This is a genomic window from Arthrobacter sp. RAF14, assembly GCF_052114185.1.
Taxonomy (GTDB): domain Bacteria; phylum Actinomycetota; class Actinomycetes; order Actinomycetales; family Micrococcaceae; genus Arthrobacter_E.
Genome location: NZ_JBFREG010000008.1, coordinates 1 through 18,451, shown reverse-complemented (window position 1 = coordinate 18,451; position 18,451 = coordinate 1). Strand labels below are relative to the sequence as shown.

Genomic DNA, 18,451 nt, shown 5'->3' with positions numbered 1-18,451 from the left:
GGCGGGGATGAGCCCTCGAGCTTTGTGTCCGTCACCCACACCGGGACGTGCTCCCCGCGCAGGCGGGGATGAGCCCGGCCGTCCTCATGTAAGCGCAGGGGAGCGATCGTCCTCCCCGCACAGGCGGGGATGAGCCCGGACTTCCCGCCACGGCCCCGCATCGAGTAGGGCGCTCCCCGCACAGGCGGGGATGAACCCGCGGTGACGCCGCCCATGGCCCGCGATCTCCTGCGCTCCCCGCACAGGCGGGGATGAGCCCGCAACGTCGATCCACATCGAGTGCCGTCCCGGGTGCTCCCCGCACAGGCGGGGATGAGCCGTCCACCTTCTACGACACGTCCGCGGCCACACCGGTGTTCCCCGCACAGGCGGGGATGAGTCCTGTGACCGGGTGTTCCCGGAACATGCCACGGAGCGCTCCCCTCAAGCACCTGCCCGGAGACTGGGCATGGGACCCCTCGGTGCCCGCTACCCCAGGAGTACGAAGCTCCGCAGCTGATCGGCGGAGGCGGCCCCCACCTCGGTGAATCCGAGTGATTCGTAAAAAGCCTTCTGGGCCGGGTCGTCATCGGTGAGCAGCACCTTCTGGCGGACATGGCGGTATCGGTCCAGGACGGTCTCGGCCAGTGCGCGGCCCACGCCATTCCGATGATGGGTTGGGTCGACCAGGATGTCCTGGAGGTACATGATCGTGGCGTCGTCCGAGATCGACCGGGCCAGGCCGATGAGGGCGTCGCCATCCCAGGCCGCCGCGATGAAGGATGAACCCTGCAAACCGGCCAGCAGCGTTTCCGGTTCATCCGTATAGGCGCTCCATCCGACGGCGTCGTACAAGGGCAGCACGTCGTCCAGGGTCAGTTCGGCATCGTGTTCGATGCGGATCGAGTGCACGTCGACGTCGGTCATCGGCCCCACCTAGTCCTCAAACCCCACCAGCCACCGCACTCCGTACCTGTCCACGACCTGCCCGTCGGTCGCGCCCCAAGGCCGCGCCTGGAGCGGGTCCACGACGTCGCCACCGTCGGAGAGCTGGTCGAACCACGCCCGCAGCGTCTCGCCGGGCGCTGTGCCCAACAGGGACAGCATCAGCCCCTCGGCGCGCAGCGGGCGCTCCTCGCCTGCGGCGTCCGCCCCGGCCAGCTCCACGGGGCCCATCAGCATGCCGTGGGCGATCGCCTCGGCGGGGCCGTCGTCGCGCCCGAACTGGGCGAACGTGTTCAGGCTCAGCTCGCCGCCGAAGATGCCCTGATAGAACTCGAGCGCCTGCCGCGCCGTGCCGGGAAAGTGGATGTACACCAGTGGATGCGCCATGAGCCCAGTCAAGCAGGGATCAGGGCGCCTGCCCAGGGTTGATCGCCTGGTGACCGCGGCTCCCTGAGCAGACGCGCAGGCTGACAGGCAAAAGGCCGACGACGGCGGAAGTCTCCTTCCGCCGTCGTCGGCCCTCGGCATGTCGTCGGCTCAGCGCCTCCCGGACACGACCATCGCGGAGCCGCCTCCGCGCCGCGTCGGCTCAGCGGCGGCCACGGTGCTCCCATCCGGCCGGAACTCGATCGCCGTCGCGGCGCCGATCTCCGATGCCGAGGTGAACGAATCGCCGGACGCCACGAGCTTGTGACCCAGAGCGCTCAGGCCGGTGCCGTACTTCTCGATGAACGCCGGTTCGGCCACGACCGTGGCCCCGTTCCTCGGTGACACCCGCGGGGCCGCGATCGCCTGGGACACGTCCATGCCGAGGTCCACACGGTTCAGGATCGTTTGCAGCACCGTGGTGATGATGGTCGAGCCGCCCGGCGAACCCAGTGCCAGGAACGGCTTGCCGTCCTGCAGGATGATGGTCGGGGACATCGAGGACCGCGGGCGCTTGCCCGGCTCGATCCGGTTGGGGTCATCGGCGTTCCAGACGGTCGAGAAGTCTGTGAGCTCGTTGTTCAGGAGGAACCCGCGGCCCGGCACCACCATGCCCGACCCGCCCGTCTGCTCGATCGTCAGGGTGTACTCCGCGACGTTGCCCCAGCGGTCGGACACGGTCAGGTTGGTGGTGGAGATGTTCTCGGTGTCGCGTTCCTCGGCCGGCTTCGCCGTGGAGGCCGGGCAGACGCCGTCGTAGTTCGTGACGTCGCCCGGGGCGAGCGGCTTCGGCAGAGCCTTCGCCGGATCGATCACGCACGCGCGCTCCTTGCCGAACAGCGGATCGGTCAGCGCCGCCGTCGGGACGTTGACGAAGGCCGGGTCGCCCACGTACTTTCCCCGGTCCGCGAACGCCAGGGAGCTCGCTTCGATGTAGTGATGGAGGGCCTGGGTGGGGCTCATCCCGGACAACTCGGACGTCTTCAGGATGTTCAGTGCCTCGCCCACCGTGGTGCCGCCGCTGCTGGACGGGGCCATGCCGTAGACGTCCAGGCCGCGGTAGTTCACGTGCGTGGTGCCCTGATCCGCCACGGTGTACTTCGCCAGATCCGCCGTGGTCATCGACCCGACCGGCACGGGGAGTTTCGTCCCGGGGGTCTTCGGCGGAGCCTGCACGGTGCGGGCGATCTCCGCGGCCAGCGGGCCGCCGTAGAACGCCTTGGTGCCGTGCTTCGCGAGCAGCCGGTACGTCGCCGCGAGGTCGTGATTCCGGAACACGGTGCCGACGGCGGGAGCTTCACCGCCCGGCAGGTACAGCTTGCTGGTGGAGGTGAACGCGGCGAAGCGGTCCTTGTTGTCGAGGGTCTGCTGGCGGAAGGTGTCGTCGACGACGAAGCCGCGTTCGGCCACCTTGATGGCCGGCTTCAGCGCCTCGCCCAGGCTGAGCTTGCCCCAGCGCTGCAGCGCCCGTTCCCAAGTGGCGGGCGTTCCGGGGACTCCGACGGCGACCCCGCTCGACACGAGTTCCGGCGTGAAGGGGTAGGGCTTGCCGGTGGAGGGGTCGATGAAGGCGTCGTGGCTGATGCCGGCCGGAGCAGTCTCGCGGCCGTCGATCGAGCTGACCTTGCGGGACGTCGCGTCGTAGTACACGAAGTACCCGCCACCGCCGATGCCGGCGCTGTACGGCTCGGTCACGCCGAGTGTCGCTGCGGCTGCGACGGCGGCGTCGGCCGCCGTGCCGCCCTTGCGCAGGACCTCGATCGCCGCGGCGGAGGCTTCCGGATCGACGGTGCTCACCGCGCCGCCGTAGCCCACCGCCGTCGGCGTCTTCTCCGTGTGCCGCGGGTCGGCGTGGGCCGCGGGGAGCGAGACCGCCCCTGCGGTGAGGGCCAGCGTCAGGGCGGAGAGCCCCGCCGCCGCTCTTCTGGGTAACCGGTTCACGTGATTCCTCCTGATCGAGTCATGCAACTTGACGGTTCTGTCACGCTACTGCGGGGTGGGAGGCGGGGCAATGGTGTGGGCGTTCGTGACGCGGGGTTCCGAACCCGCAGGAGGAGTGGTCACAAGCCCGTCATGACACGCGCCGCAGGAACGTTTTTCGGGCAGGGCATTGACCGGGCGGCATGTGATGCAGGACACTTCCAATTGGGATCCCAAGATGGGATCCCAAGAAAGCTCATCCCCCTTCCCCGGGCTCTCCCCGCGGCCTCCCCCTCCCGCCTTCTCCGGTGGAGTGAGGCCGACCGCTCCGGGAAAAGCTGAACATGGCAGGAAGTGACCATGATGACTGACCCTCAGTCTCTGGCCGCGCTCGACCCCACGGGCCGGCTCTACAACGACGACCTGGCGCCGGCGACCGAGCGCAAATGGTCTACCTACAGTTTCTTCGCAGTCTGGATGTCCGCGATCCACAACATCGGGACGTACACCTTCGTCGCGGGTCTGTTCGTGATCGGCCTGACCGGCTGGCAGGTCCTGGCCGCGATCCTCCTCGGCACCGGCATCCTGTTCTTCGGCATGAACTGGGCGGGTCGGATGGGTCAGAGCACCGGCGTGCCCTTCCCGGTGATGGCGCGCATCAGCTTCGGCATCTGGGGAGCCAACATCCCCGCCCTCATCCGTGCCGTCATCGCGATCTGCTGGTACGGCATCCAGACATACCTGGCGTCCATGGCCGTGGTGGTGCTCCTGCTCCGCATCGATCCGGGCCTGCAGCGTTGGCAGGACCAGAGTTTCCTGGGCCTCTCGCTCCTTGGCTGGGCCTGCTTCATCCTCTTGTGGATCCTGCAACTGGTGGTCATCACCCGCGGTATGGAGGCGGTGCGCCGGTTCCAGGACTGGGCGGGCCCGATCGTGTGGGCCGTCATGCTCGGCATGGCCGTCTGGCTCCTCTCGCAGGCGCACTGGAACATCCCCATGGATCTCTCGATCGCCCCGCTCTCCGGCGGGGACGCGTTCCGCGGGGTTCTCACCGGCGCCTTCCTGCTGGTGGCCACCTACGCCACCATGCTGCTCAACTACTGTGATTTCACGCGCTTCGCCGCCTCCGCGAAGTCGGTGGTCCGCGGCAACTTCTGGGGCATCCCGTGAACTTCGCCGCGTTCGCCGCCATCAGCATCACCATGACCATCGGCACCGTGGTGGTGTTCGGTCAGGCGATCACCGACCCGGCCCTCATTCTGGCGAAGGTCCCCGACACCACGGTCCTGGTGGTGGGTGCGGTCATGTTCATCGTCGCCACCATCGGCGTGAACGTGGTCCTCAACTTCGTCTCGCCGGCTTATGACTTGGCCAATGTGTGGCCGAAGCACATCACGTTCAAGCGCGGAGGGCTGATCAGTGCCGTGCTGGCTCTCCTGGTGATGCCCTGGAACCTCTACTCCAACCCCGTGGTGGTCAACTACTTCCTCGGCGGACTGGGTGCTTTCCTCGGCCCGCTCTTCGGGATCATGGCGGCTGATTTCTACCTGATCCGCCGGGGTGTGGTGAACATCCGGGACCTGTACCGGTCTGACGAGAACGGCGAGTATTTCTTTCGCAAGGGCGTCAATCCCAAAGCGATCGCTGTTTTCCTTCCGACCGCGCTGCTGGCTGCCGTGCTCGCGCTCGTGCCGGCTTTCAGCGCTGCCGCCGCCTTCGCCTGGCCGATCGGTCTGGTGACTGCCGGCGTCGCGTACTACGTCGTCATGGGCGGCTCGACGGCGGGTGCTCGCCGGTCCGGAGCCGCCGCGGACGACGTCGAGCTGGAGGGGGTGATCTAGGGATCAGACCCGGACGAACACGGCAGGCTTCCTCGCGCTCCTGACCCTGCCTGGAAGCCTCGGAAGTGCCACCGCGCCCGTCAATGCGGTGGCACTTCGCTGTCTGCTGGTGGGGAAGCGCCCGGAATCGCTTTCTGCGCCTCAAGGGGGCGCGCCACGCGATTCCGGGCCAGAAGTGCGGCGAAGGCTCTCGCCTACGAAGCGGTGAACGCCTGGTCGATCGCGTACGAATCCTCGTGCATCCGGTACCCGGTGATCATCCCCTCGGCCACGGTGAAATGCAGGGCGAAGGTGTTGGTGAACGTCTTGCCCGTCTCGGTGACGGGAAAGGCATTGCGGCCGAGTGCGACGGCGTGCGGGCCATCGACGACGAGGTGCTCGATCTCGTACTCCGTGGCCGGTCCCAGCGTTCCGAAGGCGGCGAAGAATCCGTCGAGCTCGTCACGGGTGCGTCGGGTGCCGGCCCACGGCGTGCGGGGGCTTCCATGGACCGTCAAGGTGAACTCCGGCGCGAAGAGTGCCTTGACGGCGTCGAGGTCGCCGGACCCGAAGCCGGCAAAGAAGGCGTCGACGACGGCCCGGGTGTTCATGGTGGTGCTCATGGTTTCTCCTGATCAGAGGTGGATGATGACTTTCCCGGTTGTCCGGGCTTGCTCGACATGCCGGAGCGCTTCCCCGGTGCGTTCAAGTTCGTATCGGGCCCCGATATGGGGGACCAGCCGCCCGCTCCTGTGAAGCGCCAGGATGGAGGACAGCGCATGATGATCGGGCTCGACGAGCATGCGGCGGAGCCGTCGGTCGGAGCGCGCCAGTTCGTCGTGTGCATACGGGTGCAGAGCGACCACCATGCCGTCGGCGCCGATGAGGCGCAGGGAAAACCGGCTGATGCTCCCTCCCACGGTGTCCACGACGACGTCCTGCGCTGAAACCGTTTCCGGCCAGCCAGGGTCCGAGCGATCGACCACGTGGGCCGCCCCGAGGGACTGCACGAGTTCCAGGCCCCGGCGGCTGGTGACAGCGGTGACTTCCGCGCCGAGGTGTACGGCGAGCTGCACTGCGAGATGGCCCACGCCGCCCGAGCCTGCGTGGATTAGAACCTTGTCGTCCGGCGCGATCCGGGCGGTGTCCACCAGGGCCTGCCATGCCGTGATCCCGCGAGAGGAAGGGCGGCGAGCCTGCCCCAATCCGGTTCTGCAGCCCCCGGGCCGCCTGCCGGAACTTTCGCGAGATGGCGGGCCGGCGCCGTCGTGAAGTCTGCGAAAGCTCCGGCGGGGTGCGGGAAACGTGGCATGCCGGCTACTGCGTCGCCGGGTTGAAGGATGGTGACTCCTCTGCCGATGCTCACTACTTCGCCGGCCAGGTCATACCCGCCGACCATGGGAGTCGTCTCACCAGTGGGGAATCGGCCGCGTCTCCACGTCATGACATCGGTCGGATTCACGGAGGCCGCCTTGATGCGGACGAGAACTTCACCGGGCCCCGGGTCCGGAACGGATGTCCGCGTGATGACCGGATCTGAACCGGCAGTCACCGCCATGGCGGTGCGCATCGTGGAGGGCTCTGCGGTGTGGGACTTCATGGTTCCAGCCTTCCAAGATGATGGACCTGGCGAAAGTGGCGGAATCGTCACATTGTGAAAGGATTTCGCCATGCAGAGAATCGTGACCGTGGCTGTTCCCGGTGCTCCCCTGTTCGAGCTCGGAATCCCGTCCCGCATCTTCGGGGCAGCCCGCGACGGCGCGGGAGCGGCGCTGTATGACGTGGCTGTGGTGTCCGCGGACGGCTCCCGCGAAGTGGTGACCGCTGAGGGGCTCACGCTGACGACTGAGCCGCTTGAGGAGAAGCTGCGGCCTGCCGACGTCGTCATCATCAGTTCGAGTGAGACCCTCCTGGATCCCGCCGAAAGCGATCGTCTTGCCGAGTGTTTAAGGCACCATCTGGGAGAGGGCGCGACGACGGTGCGCGGGCGCCGCATTGCCTCGATCTGTTCCGGCGCGTTCCTCCTCGGCTCCCTGGGTCTGCTCGACGGTCGCATCGCGACGACTCATTGGCGTCATGGAGATCTTCTGGCCCGGCGGCATCCGTCGATCACCGTCAAGCCCGAAGCGCTGTTCGTCGACGAAGGTGCGGTGCTGACCTCTGCCGGTGTGGCAGCCGGCCTTGATCTGTGCCTGCACCTCGTCCGCGCGGATCACGGGACGCGTGCGGCGAACCGCGTGGCGCGGGCTTGCATCGTGGCCCCATTCCGGGAGGGAGGGCAGGCTCAGTACATCGAGACGCCGATCGGGGTGGAGGCGGGCCCGGAGACGGCCGGGGTCATCCAATGGCTCCTTGAGCATCTCGAGCTGCCCCACACCACCGCATCACTGGCGGAACGCGCTCATCTGAGCGCGCGCACGTTCGAGCGGCGATTCGTGGCCGAGAACGGCATGCCTCCCGGACGCTGGCTCATCCAGGCCCGGGTGAACCGGGCCAAAGAGTATCTGGAGGGCACGGACCTATCCGTCGAGGCGATCGCTCAAGCGGTGGGTATGGGCACCGGCGCCAACCTCCGGACCCACTTCAAGCGGTGCACGGGGCGGTCTCTCCAGGACTATCGGAGGCTGTTCTCCGGTGACCCTCGTATTCCTGCCGGGCCTCTTCGTCAAGGTTTGCCCCTTTCGGAGTGATTGCGGATTGCGAGGTGCGGTCTCAGGCCGGCACGGGCCGATGCGGGTCGCGGGGAGGGTGGGGCCAGTAGTTTGAACTGGCTACATCTTTCAAGGCCAGTTGTGGAAAGAATGACTCAGGGAAGCATTCGTGCTGTGAGCCCGGAACGCAGGGTTTCGACCCTTTCGGTTGCGGTCCACGGCGACGATCATCGTGAGTATCTGAAGGAGCACCTGTGTCGATGGGCCATGAAATGCTGCGTCAAACGTACCTGGACCTGAACACCCCACACGTCGCCGATGCTTGTCTGCGTCTGGGGATCGAAGTCCGTTGTGCGCCCACGGGCACGATCCCGCTGTGGAGCGGAGCTTTTCTTGCCGGACGCGCTCTTCCCGTTCGGCACTTCGGCAGCGCCGATGTCCTTCTCGAAGCAATCGATCAGGCCGAGCCCGGTGATGTCCTGGTCGTGGACAACGGCGGCCGCCGTGACGAAGCGTGCCTCGGCGACCTGGTCGCGCTCGAAGCCAGCCGGGCCGGTCTTGCCGGCGTCGTGATCTGGGGACTGCATCGAGATACCGCGGAGCTTCGGACGATCCGGTTTCCGGTCTTCAGTCAGGGTGCGTTGCCGGCCGGGCCGCAACGCCTTGACCGGCGTGATCCGGTGGCGCTCGAATCCGCAATGTCCGGTGCTCACTCGATCACGGCTGACGACTTTGTGGTGGGAGACGATGACGGAGTCGTCTTCGTTCCTCTCCACCGCGCCGCTGAGGTGGCCGATGCAGCCATGGCGATCCGTGAGACGGAGCGCGGACAGGCCATACGGATGCTGCAGGGCGCCACGCTGAGGCACCAGGTCAATTTCGCGGGGTACCTCGCCGCTCGGAGAGCAGATCCGGAGATGACGTTTCGCCGCTACCTCCGAGCGGTCGGCGGGGAAATCGAGGAGTAGGCCAGGGGGCGGAAGATGCTGAGATGATCGGTGAAACCCGGCGCCTCCCACTCCTTCGGGTCGGGCTTGCCATGAGGGAGATGGGCAAGGTGTGCATGGATTGAGCGATGATTCTCGAGCGGTGTGCCGGTTCGCTGACAGGTATCCCGGCTCGTTGAGCCGGCGGGCCCCGCGAGCGCACGCGGCTTCGCCACCGTCTCAGGCGCCGGGGCGATGGATGGGGGTGGTTCTCACTGCGTGCTCGAGGGTCTCTTCACGATGATTTCACGACAGTGCCGTGGTGATCGCGATGGGTGCCGGCACGGTCAGGATCAATCCGCTGACCATGGCGGTGGGTACGATGCACTCTCTCAGCGGCAGCCACAGACGAGTCCATCTGTAGCTTTCTCGTTTCGCAACTTTCGCCAGGGGGCGTGGACGCGTCGCGAAAATCAGACCGCAAGGGATCAGGGTGGCCAATAGTGCGAAGGTCAGGGCGGTTCCCAGCACTTTGCCGGCAGATTCGGCTGCCGATATGACCTCTCCGAACTCCGAACCGATCAAAAAAAGGCCGGCACTCCCAGGGACCCCGGTGGAAGAATCCACCGGGGTCCCTGGGAGTGGCTCAGGAATCAGCTTCTGCGCGCCCGGAAGCGCAGGACGACGATGGCGCCGACGAACAGCGCGCCGCCGCCGAGGAACAACAGTACGGATGTCACTCCGGGAGCGCCGGTGCGGGCAAGCTCTCCGGTGCTTGGCGCCGGAGTGGTTTCCACGGGGGTGTTCGAGCTCGAGAGGACGGAAGCGGTCCCGGGGCTCGTCGGTTCCGAGGGGCCGCGATGAGATGGAGTGACCTGGCCGGGGGTGGGACTCCCCGGGGTCTTCTCCGGAGCAGGGGCGGTCTCCGAAGGGCGGGGGACACCGGGCGCGGTGGTGGCCGGCGTCGTGGTGGCCGGCGCTTCGGTGGCCGGGAGGCTGGGAGACTCGGTGACTGAGGGGGCCGGGCTCGTGGCCGGCGCAGTCGACTGCGTTTCACCGCAGCTCGAGATGTAGCCGGAGAACGGGTAGTAATGCTCTTCGGAGCCGGCCAGGTCCGCCTCGGCGACGATCGCGGTGCCCTGGAGGTTGGCGCTCTTCTTAAGGTAGGTGGCGTTCGGCGCCAGGAGCGAACCGTCGATCGAGTCGCCGCTCTGGGTGATCGAGGTGATGCCGGGCAAGTTGAAGAGAATCCCTTGGGGGTCGCGAGTTCCCGCCATGGTCAGGTTCAATGTCGCCTCTGCTCCGCCACTGACGTTCACCACCAGCGGGTCGGAGGGGCTGGGAGAAACCGGCCCTGAAAACGTGATCTCACGCAGGGATGAAAGGTCTTGCGCGGACACGTTCCAGTAGTTCACTCCGGGTGTCATGCTGAGGGATACACGGCCTCCCGCAGCAGACGGGGTGATGACCCGCTCGGCATTGCACTGGGCCGTGGCGGCGTCCGCGACCGCCCTGGACGTGCTGTTCGCCCGGGCCTGTGAAAACGTCCGGGAGAACAGACCAGGGGCGGACACCGTGCCGGCGGCCTGGCGATGGTTGGCCGCCACGGCCGGGGTGCTGCCGTACGCGGACCCTGTCGGGACCACTTGGGTGTTCACCTGGGCGCCGTTCTGATCCGTGTCCATCGCCGTGGCGTTGCTGAGGTCACCCACTTTGACCGAGCCGGAGTTGTTGATCTGCAGCTGGCCGGCAGAGGCCCCGAAGTCGATTTGCCCACCGGTCAGCAGCGCGATGGACGACGTCGATTTGAAAGCGATGTTGGTGTTCGCGAAGCGAAGCTTTCCCGCAGTCGCCACCGCGCCTTCGCTCTCGGCGTGGACGGTGGTGTCTCCGAAGGAAACGACGTTCCAGTCAGAGTACTCGGCGAGGGGGTTGAAGCGGCCGGTGGTGGTGCTTTCTGCCTGAGCAGCGGTTACATTCAGGAAACCCGCGCCCAGCAGCGCTGCGCTGGTGGTCAGCGCCAAGGCGGCTGTTCCGCCCCGGGTCAAGCGCGGATGTCGGGTGACTGCGTGTCGCGACACGTTGTGTTCTCCTCGTGGCTCGGCGGATGTCCGAGCGTCGTAGTGATGGTGAGGCATCTGTTTGACGCCCCTGATTCAAGATGGAAGTGGTCCCGGGCGGGCGGTGATGTGGCGTCAGCCGAGGGTGGACCGGGGGACGAGTCCGCCGTCTCCGAACACGGCGTGGGCGAACCTCTGCCCGATTTCGGCGTAGAGCTCCGCATCAGGATGCAGTGAATCGGGCATCGAGAAGCGCTTCGTGTCCTGCGGGCCGAAGAGCGACAGCCCTTCGAGATAGTGGATCTTCTCTCCTGAAGCTGCCCTCATGCCCGCCACATGTGCCACGTGACGCCGGGACTCTTGCATGGTCAGTGCGCCCTTGAGGACGTCCTCCTTGGCGCCGGCGGTGAAACACCGCAGGGCACCTGCGGGAAGGAATTCGACATCGGATGGTCCCGGGGTGTCCTCGCTGCCGGGCCACAGGATCGACGAGGTGAGCACGATCGGTGTGTCCGGGTGACCGACGCGGATCCGGTCGATGAACCCGTGCAGGGCGGGGGCGAAGGTGCGCTGATCGAATGAGCGAGCGCCGACCATGTTGACGCCGACCTTCAGAGAGATCACATCCGCCGGAGCCGAAGCGATGGCATCGGCGACGAACGGGTCCAGCATGCACTGCCCACCGAAACCGAGGTTGATGACTTCCAACCCGGCCTCTTTCGCCGCGATGACCGGCCAAACACCCGTCGGCAAGGGCGTTTCGACGCAATGACTGATGGAACTTCCATGGTGTAGCCACACCGGGCGATCGCTGGGGGCGGAGGCGCTGATGGAGGAGTCTCCGTGGATGCCGATCAGGTCGATGATCATGCCCTGTGGAAGCCAGACGACGACGGTCTTCAGCCCTGGCGGAAGGGCGTCGAACAGGATGTCCGCCGGCTCGCCGGCTCCCAGCAGCTGCGCCCTGTCTCCGGCCAGGTTCACTTTCAGGACCGCGTTCACCGGGGAGTCGATCCGGCCCACTTCGCATTCACCGATCTCGGCGACGAAGTGATTCCGGGCTCCCATGAAGTCCTCGACCTGAAAACGTGTGCACCGGACTCGGAGACTGACCCACGTGGACGCCGTGTCGAAGGCGATGCGCACTCCGCTTGCCTGCATGGTCACCGCGCGCAGATTCTCTCCGTGGGGAGGGAACTTCTGCCAGGCCGCGGTGGGGATCCGCACGGGGCGGACGCCATTGGAGCGGATGGTGTCCAGGTGCCCGCTCAAGAGGACGCTGCCGCCCTCAAGGTCGACGACTTCGCCGAGGCCGGTACGAGAGAAGAGGGTGTTCATGGTTTCTTTCCGTGGGTGTTGCTGAGGATGAAATCAGTGGTGCGTGCGATCAGCAGATCCCGTTGAGGAAGCTGCGCCCATCCGTGGTCGGCTCCGGCGACGACCTGCAATTCGGCCCTGACGCCGAAAACCTCCTCGTCGAGATAACGGTCGGCATAGGAGACGGGAACGAAATCGGCGCTGCCATGCAGAAGCAGCGCTGGATTTCGGTAGGCGGCCGCGCGCCCATAGACGTCGAATGTCATGGCGTCTTCGCGCATGGCCGGGCCGAGACGCATACCGAGGAAGTCGAAGTATCCGTCGGTGTCGAGGGAGTCCAAGGACTTTCCCTGCAGCCGGCCCGATTTGATGTCGTCAGTGAAGACGGCGGCGGTCGACCACATCGTCAGCGAACGGATGGGGAATGCACTTTCCGCTGCCACCACGGACGCGATCACTGCGCCGAGGCTCATGCCGACCAGGTGTAATCCCTCGGCGTCGACTCCTTCGAGTCGAGTGATCGCTTCCAGCACCTGGTGGGCTTGTGTGATGTCCCCGGATGCCGTTGTGGTGAGGAAGTCGCCGTCGCTTTCCCCGTGTCCCGCGCGGTCATAGGCGACGACGGCGATCCCGGCTGCGGCCAATGCTCTGGCGAGCGTGACGAAGACCCCGGTGGTTTCCACCCGGGAGCCGCCGAACCCGTGGAAGAGCACGGCTGTGCCGAGGGGGCGGGCACCGGCAGGCAGGTAGTGCGAGCCCCGCAAGGTGATGCCGTTGACAGTCGTATGCAGTGGTCTGAGATCCATTGTGGAAAACTTTCCTGATTCGCAGAGGCGCTAGGGCGCGGGCACGGTGCCGTGATGGGCGGAGATGGCGAGACGGTTCCTTGAACCGGCTGACTTGTCGACCGAGAAATGGTTGATCGTGTTGCGGCGGAAACCGAGCCATCCGATCAGGAAACCCAGCGCCGCGACCGTCGCGACTCCGGTGTAGACCCCCACGGGATTCATAGCGAGCAGAGCCGGAGTGACGACGTTCAGGCCGGCCGTCGCGAACCGTGCCACGGCGTAGATCGTCCCTTGGGCGGTGGCCCGGAGCATCGTGGGGAAGGACTCCTGCGTCCACACCTTCATGATGGTCTCGAAGCAGAACGCGCCGGCGAAGGTCGACCCGATCACGGAGATGATCAGCGTGGGCAGGGAGAATCCGAACAGGACCGGCACCAGGTTGGACACGACCACCGTGACCGCTCCGAGGACGAAATAGGTCATTCTGAACCGGGTGTCTGCCACGGACATGAACCACAGTGCGCCGACCACGGCCGCCGGCATCGCCAGCAGAGTCCACGTCTGATACTCGCCGACCGGGAGGTGGGCGACATTCACCGCGACGAACGTTCCGAAGCTGCCGGCGACACTGATGGCCAGAGAGGTGAGGGTGTAGTACGCCAGGAGGAAGCCCAGCGGGCGCCGAAGAGGAGATCTACCCAGGTCAGCGAGCCGTCCGGTGGTGATGCGCGTGGTGCGGGCCGCCGGCTCTTCGTTGCTCCGGGCGAGCAGCCACGTCCGGGATTCGGGGATGGTCAGGCGGAGGACCAGTACCAGCAGCCCGACACCGCCGAACGCGCCGAAAATGATCCGGCCACCGACCGGTCCCAGAGCGCCGAACTGGATGCCGAGAACCACCGCCAGAAGGATGCCGAATCCGCCCAGGAGATTGGAGAAGACGATGATCTTCCCACGGTTCCGATCGGTGGCCGCTTCTGAAATGGTCGCGAGAGCGACCGGCAAGTCCGCGCCGACTCCCAAGCCGATCAGCGCCACGCCCGGCAGGAGCGTTTCGAAACCGGTGCCGATGAACGGCGTCGCCGCTCCGGCGACGATGAGTGCCATCGTTGCGAGGAAAATCGTTCGGCGTCCGAACCGATCTCCCAAACGGCCGCCCAGCAGCGAGCCGATGGCCACTCCAGCCGTCAGAACGCCGGTGAGCACTCCGATCTGATCTGGTGTGAGTCCTGGCGCGCCCGGGGCCGGTGATTGGAATAGGACGAAGGCGATGCCGATGCCCGTGGTGGCAGCGGCGTCGACGAAAGTCGCCATTCCGCAGACGAAACCGACCCACCAGGCGTTGGGGCCCGACGCCCCGAAGCGGCGTGATCCATCCATGTGATTACTCCTTTGTACTCCGGCGTCCGAATGCGACGTGAGGTGCCGTTCGGCCGGACAACAGAATGCTAGATCGATTTAGCACTGACTGTAAAGAGGAGCGCCGAGTGTAAGGAGGACTTGAGACTTTGGTGGGGCGTCGCGCTGGAAGGGGGCGGCCAACGTGGTGTGGGGCGTGCCGCGGAGGAACGAGCGGGCATCCGGGAGCGACGTCATGCCGCGCCGGATGCCGACGGTGTGATCAGAGACCCAGGCGCGGCCTGGTGATTGAGCCTCCGGGGATCACCGGCATGGCGATGCGAATGCAGCGAGGCGTGCGGTCGGTATCGGAGAGCAGCGAAGCGGCGCGTCGGCCCATCTCCAGATGAGGGAGCGCGATGGTGGTCAGTGCCGGCTCGCTGGCCTGGGCCAGTGGGGTGCCGTCGAAACTGACCAGGGAGATGTCGGCGGGAATCCGCAGTCCAGCCGCCCGGACAGCGTGACTCGCTCCGATGGCCACCGCATCGTTGGCGCAGATCAAAGCCTTGGGGCGCTCGCCTGCGGTCAGGAGGTCGGCGACGGCGGCGCGTCCGTTCGCGATGTCCCAGTCGTTGTCCACGATGACGCTTCCCGCGAGTGACGTGCCGGCGTTCTCAAGCGTTCTATCGATCCCCTTGCGCCGCTCGGACAGCGCGAGCGGCGCCCAGCGAGGCCAGATCTTGCCCCCCACCTGTCCCGGAGGCATGGATCCGACGAACCAGATGCCCTGTGTGTGCCCGGCTTCCAGGAGGAGGCGCGCGGCGTCCTCGCCCGCAGAAGCCTCATCGGGTATCACGGAGACCCCGCCGCCGTCGTCGGAGAGGCAGTTCAGCAAGACGACGGGGGTGTCCTTCAAGACCGGCGGGACCACGACGGTCCGGGTGAACATCGATGCGTAGATGATGCCGTCGATGTTCCGTGCCAGAAGACTGTCCAAAAGCCGTGATTCAAGATCTTCTCTCCCGTGGGTGTCCACGGTGAAGAGCAGGGAATCACGCTGGCAGAGTTCTTCGAGCGCGCCACGCACCATCGTGCTCGCGAACGACGTGGTGCTGACGAAGTCGGATACGAGCGCCACCGTGCCGGAACGGCCTGTCCTGAGGGTCTTCGCAGTCAGATTCGGCTTGTATCCCAGCTCCTCTGCCGCTGCGCGGACGCGCGCGAAAACGTCAGCGGACAGTCGTTGATCAGTCCGACCGCTCATGACGAATGATGCTGCGGAACGCGAAACGCCGGCACGTTCGGCCACGTGATTCAGGGTGACCCGGCGTGGAGTCTGAGGTGTCTGGCCTGCCGCCATGATGACTTGCCCTCCTCTGCGGTCCTGAAATCCGGTGTGAACTCCGGCGGGGAAAGCGCGCCGGCGCCGTCGCGGCCGAGGTGAATCCTGGGTGTCCGGTGTTCCTGGCCACTCTAATCCACGTCTACGCCAGGACTCGGCGTTCGACTGTTGTCGAGACCATCAGCACGAGCCGTTCTCCGGCAGGTTCGCGGTGTCTGGGTGTGTCACCTGAATCGGTACCGGCAGCGAAACCTCTTGACGTCCGCCGCCCCGAGCGATAACGTACAACCAAATGGTTGTAGAACAGCTCCGTATCCCCGAACCGGAAGAACTCGACAGGCTCTTCCAGGCGCTCGCCGACGCCACCCGACGCGACATTCTCACGCAGGTGTCCCTGGCGGAACGCTCCGTGTCCGGCCTCGCCGCCCTCTATGCCATGAGCTTCGCCGCGGTTCAGAAACACGTCGCCGTCCTGGAACGTGCCGGTCTGGTCCGCAAAGACAAGCGGGGGAGGGAGCAGATGGTCAGCGCAGATCACGACCGGCTGGCCCTGGCCCGCCAGGTGCTGGACCGCTACGAGGAGATCTGGCGGGAGCGCTCGCTCCGCATGGACCGGATCCTTGCCGAAGAGCGGCAGGACTGACTCCGGAACAGGAAACGGAACAGGACGCAGGACAGAAGGGGAAAGACATGACAGTCATCAGCTCGGTCAAGGATTACGAGGCCCTGACCCTCACCATCGTCAATGAGTTCGACGCCGGCGTGGACCGCGTCTGGCAGCTCTGGGAGGACCCGCGCCAGCTCGAGCGCTGGTGGGGCCCGCCGACCTGGCCCGCCACGTTCACCGTTTTCGAGTTCGCTCCCGGCGGCCAGGCCAGGTATCACATGACCGGTCCGGAGGGCGAGAAGGCCCACGGCTGGTGGAAGTTCCTCTCGATCTCCCGCCCCACCGGCCTGGAGATCGAAGACGGTTTCGCCGATGAGAACGGCGAGCCGGACCCGAACACCCCCTCGGGAACCATGCGGATCACCCTGGAGGACCTCGGCGGCCGCACGCGCATGACCATCGAGTCCCATAACGACACCGTCGAACAGCTCCAGGAGCTCGTGGAGATGGGCATGGAGGAAGGCATGAAGGAGGCGCTCGGACAGATCGACGCAATCCTCGCGGAGTAAAGCTCCCGCAGACGCACAGCAGAACGACGACGACGGCGTGCGGCCAGGTGCCCGGGCAGGGCGGCGGCCGCGCGCCGTCGTCGTCGTTTTGCTGTCTGGTAAAGGTGGCAGTCAGAGGTGGCGGAGGTAGCGCTCGGGCTCGTTGAGGAAGTTGCGCCAGTTCTTGACGAGGTCGAGCTGGTCCCACTGTTCGGGGCGGAGGCCCCATGCGCCGACCTCGTAGATGGTGGCGCCGGGGAGGGCGGCGAGGAGCGGGGAGTGCGTCGAGAGGATGACCTGGGAATCGCCGCGGTCGATCAGGTCTTTGAGGATGCCCATGAGCGCGAGGCAGCCGGAGAGGGAGAGGGCGGACTCGGGTTCGTCGAGGATCCAGAGGCCGGCGCCCCGGAAGCGTTCCATCGCCAGTTCCAGGAAGGACTCGCCGTGGGACAGCTCGTGGAAGACGGCCTCCGGTCGCGTGCCGGGATTCCGTTCGAGGTAGGAGAAGAAGCCGTGCATCGCTTCCGCTCGCAGAAAGTAGCCGCGACGGGAGGCGCCCGCATTGCGGATCAGGCGGAGATGCTCGTGGAGGGGTGACTCGGACACGCGTGTCGAGTGCATCGCTCCGGTGGATCCTCCTTCCGGGGAGAAGCCGAAGGCGAGAGCGATGGCTTCCACCAGCGTGGACTTTCCGGTGCCGTTGTCCCCGACGAACACCGTCGCCGGGCCGAGGTCCAGCCCGTCGTCGAGCAGCTGCGCGACCGGCGGCAGAGTGGCAGGCCATTCATCGCGGGGAGCAGGTCTGTGGTCATCCGGCTCCACCCGTCGGATCGGATACTCGGCCCATTGCATGACAGCAGGCTAGTCGAGGGATCTGACAAGAAGTCGCCCAGCCGTTGTAGCTCACCTGTGCTTTTGCGGGCGGAGACGTCGTCGACGCCGGGAGAGACGGTGCTTGAGCGCAAGGAGCAACCGCCCGGGAACGGTGGGGGGACCGTTCCCGGGCGGTTGCTGTGCCTCTGGAGTGCTGAGTTGGGGAGAGCGAGGGGATGAGGGTTTGTACTGTGCGTCATCCGGCCTGGAAGGACCGGGGCAGCCCGGGTGGGTGGGCGATGGTTATCGCCCACCCACCCGGACCAGTTCAGGAACGGGAGGTTCCTGTGTCAGCCGCGACGCCTCGGCATGAGGAAGAATCCTCCGACCATCATCAGCAGACCCATCACCAAAGTGGCTTCTGCGGGGATGGCGCCCGTGCGGGCCAGCTCCTTGGAGGAATCGCCGGTGATATCAGGCGATGAACCTGCCATGGAGAACGGGTCGAAGCCCGCTGCGGTGGGATCCACCCAGGAACCTGCTCCCGTGCCGGGAGTGGCGTTAGGGATGAACACGCCGGGTACGGAGACCGGGACGGAGCCGGTGCCGTTTCCGGGTCCGGTGTTGCCACCGTTGCCGGTTCCGGGAGCGCCGGGGTTGGTCCCGCCAGTGGTTCCACCCGGGAGGGTGCCGGTGCCGTTGCCGCCCGGGAGGCCCGGGAGGGTGGGCAGGCCGGGAATGGTGCCGGTGCCGTTACCACCGGGCAGGCCCGGGAGGGTGCCGGTGCCGTTGCCGCCGGGCAGGCCCGGGAGGGTGGGCAGGCCGGGGAKGGTGCCGGTGCCGTTGCCGCCGGGCAGGCCCGGGAGGGTGGGCAGGCCGGGGAKGGTGCCGGTGCCGTTGCCGCCGGGCAGGCCCGGGAGGGTGGGCAGGCCGGGGAGGGTGCCGGTGCCGTTGCCGCCGGGCAGGCCCGGGAG

General features: G+C 66.5%; 18 protein-coding genes, 1 pseudogene and 1 CRISPR repeat array (1 of these 20 cut by a window edge). Of the genes and pseudogenes, 5 read left to right on the top strand and 14 right to left on the bottom strand.

Annotation, left to right across the window (positions count from 1 at the left end; all coding sequences use genetic code 11):
• Positions 1-382: a CRISPR direct-repeat array (repeat unit 29 nt); it reaches 2,640 nt to the left of the window's first position.
• An 86-nt stretch (positions 383-468) separates the two neighbouring features.
• The 3 genes from AB4Y75_RS14955 to ggt all read right to left on the bottom strand — a co-directional run bounded on the left by AB4Y75_RS14955 (position 469) and on the right by ggt (position 3,291).
• The gene (locus AB4Y75_RS14955) at positions 469-906 is read right to left on the bottom strand and encodes a GNAT family N-acetyltransferase (RefSeq protein ID WP_441436673.1); all 438 of its coding nucleotides are present in this window, start codon (positions 904-906) and stop codon (positions 469-471) included.
• Positions 907-915: 9 nt separating this feature from the next.
• Positions 916-1,311 carry a VOC family protein gene (locus AB4Y75_RS14950; protein ID WP_441436672.1) on the bottom strand — a complete coding sequence of 132 codons (396 nt, stop codon included), beginning with the start codon at positions 1,309-1,311 and terminating at the stop codon, positions 916-918.
• 150 nt (positions 1,312-1,461) lie between these two features.
• Complete coding sequence (gene ggt, locus AB4Y75_RS14945; RefSeq protein ID WP_441436671.1) at positions 1,462-3,291, bottom strand: gamma-glutamyltransferase; 1,830 nt, start codon at positions 3,289-3,291, stop codon at positions 1,462-1,464.
• A gap of 339 nt (positions 3,292-3,630) precedes the next feature.
• Between ggt and AB4Y75_RS14940 the strand changes: the two are divergent.
• Positions 3,631-5,111 (top strand): annotated as a pseudogene (locus AB4Y75_RS14940) (NCS1 family nucleobase:cation symporter-1).
• A gap of 194 nt (positions 5,112-5,305) precedes the next feature.
• Here the strand turns inward: AB4Y75_RS14940 and AB4Y75_RS14935 are convergent.
• Genes AB4Y75_RS14935 through AB4Y75_RS14925 form a run of 3 tightly spaced genes read right to left on the bottom strand, consistent with a single transcriptional unit; the run spans position 5,306 to position 6,648 of the window.
• Positions 5,306-5,713 carry a nuclear transport factor 2 family protein gene (locus AB4Y75_RS14935; RefSeq protein ID WP_441436670.1) on the bottom strand — a complete coding sequence of 136 codons (408 nt, stop codon included), beginning with the start codon at positions 5,711-5,713 and terminating at the stop codon, positions 5,306-5,308.
• Between the two features lie 12 nt (positions 5,714-5,725).
• The gene (locus tag AB4Y75_RS14930; protein WP_441436669.1) at positions 5,726-6,241 is read right to left on the bottom strand and encodes a zinc-binding dehydrogenase; all 516 of its coding nucleotides are present in this window, start codon (positions 6,239-6,241) and stop codon (positions 5,726-5,728) included.
• A complete protein-coding gene (locus tag AB4Y75_RS14925) occupies positions 6,202-6,648 on the bottom strand; it encodes an alcohol dehydrogenase catalytic domain-containing protein (protein ID WP_441436754.1) in 447 nt (148 codons plus the stop codon). The genes AB4Y75_RS14930 and AB4Y75_RS14925 overlap by 40 nt, the downstream gene beginning before the upstream one ends.
• A 112-nt stretch (positions 6,649-6,760) precedes the next feature.
• On the opposite strand from AB4Y75_RS14925, the gene AB4Y75_RS14920 reads away from it, so the two are divergent.
• On the top strand, positions 6,761-7,780 hold the full coding sequence (locus AB4Y75_RS14920; RefSeq protein WP_441436668.1) for a GlxA family transcriptional regulator: 1,020 nt from the start codon (positions 6,761-6,763) through the stop codon (positions 7,778-7,780).
• Positions 7,781-8,001: 221 nt separating this feature from the next.
• Entirely contained in the window at positions 8,002-8,709 is a 708-nt protein-coding gene (locus AB4Y75_RS14915) for an RraA family protein (protein WP_441436667.1), read from the top strand.
• 264 nt (positions 8,710-8,973) lie between these two features.
• On the opposite strand, the gene AB4Y75_RS14910 is transcribed toward AB4Y75_RS14915, so the two are convergent.
• The 6 genes from AB4Y75_RS14910 to AB4Y75_RS14885 form a co-directional block, all read right to left on the bottom strand.
• The gene (locus AB4Y75_RS14910) at positions 8,974-9,294 is read right to left on the bottom strand and encodes a hypothetical protein (protein ID WP_441436666.1); all 321 of its coding nucleotides are present in this window, start codon (positions 9,292-9,294) and stop codon (positions 8,974-8,976) included.
• A 26-nt stretch (positions 9,295-9,320) separates the two neighbouring features.
• Positions 9,321-10,691 carry a collagen-binding domain-containing protein gene (locus AB4Y75_RS14905; protein WP_441436665.1) on the bottom strand — a complete coding sequence of 457 codons (1,371 nt, stop codon included), beginning with the start codon at positions 10,689-10,691 and terminating at the stop codon, positions 9,321-9,323.
• 171 nt (positions 10,692-10,862) lie between these two features.
• The gene (locus tag AB4Y75_RS14900; RefSeq protein WP_441436664.1) at positions 10,863-12,065 is read right to left on the bottom strand and encodes a GDSL-type esterase/lipase family protein; all 1,203 of its coding nucleotides are present in this window, start codon (positions 12,063-12,065) and stop codon (positions 10,863-10,865) included.
• Positions 12,062-12,850: an alpha/beta hydrolase family protein gene (locus AB4Y75_RS14895; RefSeq protein ID WP_441436663.1), complete on the bottom strand. Its 789-nt coding sequence runs from the start codon at positions 12,848-12,850 to the stop codon at positions 12,062-12,064. Before AB4Y75_RS14895 ends, AB4Y75_RS14900 begins: the two co-directional genes overlap by 4 nt.
• 30 nt (positions 12,851-12,880) lie before the next feature.
• Complete coding sequence (locus tag AB4Y75_RS14890; RefSeq protein WP_441436662.1) at positions 12,881-14,209, bottom strand: MFS transporter; 1,329 nt, start codon at positions 14,207-14,209, stop codon at positions 12,881-12,883.
• Between the two features lie 241 nt (positions 14,210-14,450).
• The gene (locus AB4Y75_RS14885) at positions 14,451-15,527 is read right to left on the bottom strand and encodes a LacI family DNA-binding transcriptional regulator (protein WP_441436661.1); all 1,077 of its coding nucleotides are present in this window, start codon (positions 15,525-15,527) and stop codon (positions 14,451-14,453) included.
• A gap of 274 nt (positions 15,528-15,801) precedes the next feature.
• Here AB4Y75_RS14885 and AB4Y75_RS14880 point away from each other — a divergent pair, with 274 nt between their 5' ends.
• Both AB4Y75_RS14880 and AB4Y75_RS14875 read left to right on the top strand, forming a co-directional pair.
• A complete protein-coding gene (locus AB4Y75_RS14880; protein ID WP_441436660.1) occupies positions 15,802-16,152 on the top strand; it encodes an ArsR/SmtB family transcription factor in 351 nt (116 codons plus the stop codon).
• 47 nt (positions 16,153-16,199) lie between these two features.
• The gene (locus tag AB4Y75_RS14875) at positions 16,200-16,685 is read left to right on the top strand and encodes an SRPBCC family protein (protein ID WP_441436659.1); all 486 of its coding nucleotides are present in this window, start codon (positions 16,200-16,202) and stop codon (positions 16,683-16,685) included.
• A 111-nt stretch (positions 16,686-16,796) separates the two neighbouring features.
• On the opposite strand, the gene AB4Y75_RS14870 is transcribed toward AB4Y75_RS14875, so the two are convergent.
• Positions 16,797-17,516 (bottom strand): AAA family ATPase, encoded by a 720-nt coding sequence (locus AB4Y75_RS14870; protein ID WP_441436658.1) that lies wholly within the window; start codon positions 17,514-17,516, stop codon positions 16,797-16,799.
• Positions 17,517-17,827: 311 nt separating this feature from the next.
• Positions 17,828-18,451 (bottom strand): hypothetical protein (locus AB4Y75_RS14865; protein ID WP_441436657.1); only part of this gene is annotated, 624 nt, incomplete at its 5' end.

Bases quoted from the DNA above. Each gene is read 5' to 3' on its own strand.
- AB4Y75_RS14925 (WP_441436754.1), bottom strand. From the start codon at position 6,648: ATGGCGGTGACTGCCGGTTCAGATCCGGTCATCACGCGGACATCCGTT.
- AB4Y75_RS14885 (WP_441436661.1), bottom strand. From the start codon at position 15,527: ATGGCGGCAGGCCAGACACCTCAGACTCCACGCCGGGTCACCCTGAAT.
- AB4Y75_RS14955 (WP_441436673.1), bottom strand. From the start codon at position 906: ATGACCGACGTCGACGTGCACTCGATCCGCATCGAACACGATGCCGAA.
- AB4Y75_RS14895 (WP_441436663.1), bottom strand. From the start codon at position 12,850: ATGGATCTCAGACCACTGCATACGACTGTCAACGGCATCACCTTGCGG.
- AB4Y75_RS14890 (WP_441436662.1), bottom strand. From the start codon at position 14,209: ATGGATGGATCACGCCGCTTCGGGGCGTCGGGCCCCAACGCCTGGTGG.
- AB4Y75_RS14950 (WP_441436672.1), bottom strand. From the start codon at position 1,311: ATGGCGCATCCACTGGTGTACATCCACTTTCCCGGCACGGCGCGGCAG.
- AB4Y75_RS14880 (WP_441436660.1), top strand. From the start codon at position 15,802: ATGGTTGTAGAACAGCTCCGTATCCCCGAACCGGAAGAACTCGACAGG.
- AB4Y75_RS14900 (WP_441436664.1), bottom strand. From the start codon at position 12,065: ATGAACACCCTCTTCTCTCGTACCGGCCTCGGCGAAGTCGTCGACCTT.
- AB4Y75_RS14870 (WP_441436658.1), bottom strand. From the start codon at position 17,516: ATGCAATGGGCCGAGTATCCGATCCGACGGGTGGAGCCGGATGACCAC.
- AB4Y75_RS14935 (WP_441436670.1), bottom strand. From the start codon at position 5,713: ATGAGCACCACCATGAACACCCGGGCCGTCGTCGACGCCTTCTTTGCC.
- AB4Y75_RS14915 (WP_441436667.1), top strand. From the start codon at position 8,002: ATGGGCCATGAAATGCTGCGTCAAACGTACCTGGACCTGAACACCCCA.
- AB4Y75_RS14875 (WP_441436659.1), top strand. From the start codon at position 16,200: ATGACAGTCATCAGCTCGGTCAAGGATTACGAGGCCCTGACCCTCACC.
- AB4Y75_RS14920 (WP_441436668.1), top strand. From the start codon at position 6,761: ATGCAGAGAATCGTGACCGTGGCTGTTCCCGGTGCTCCCCTGTTCGAG.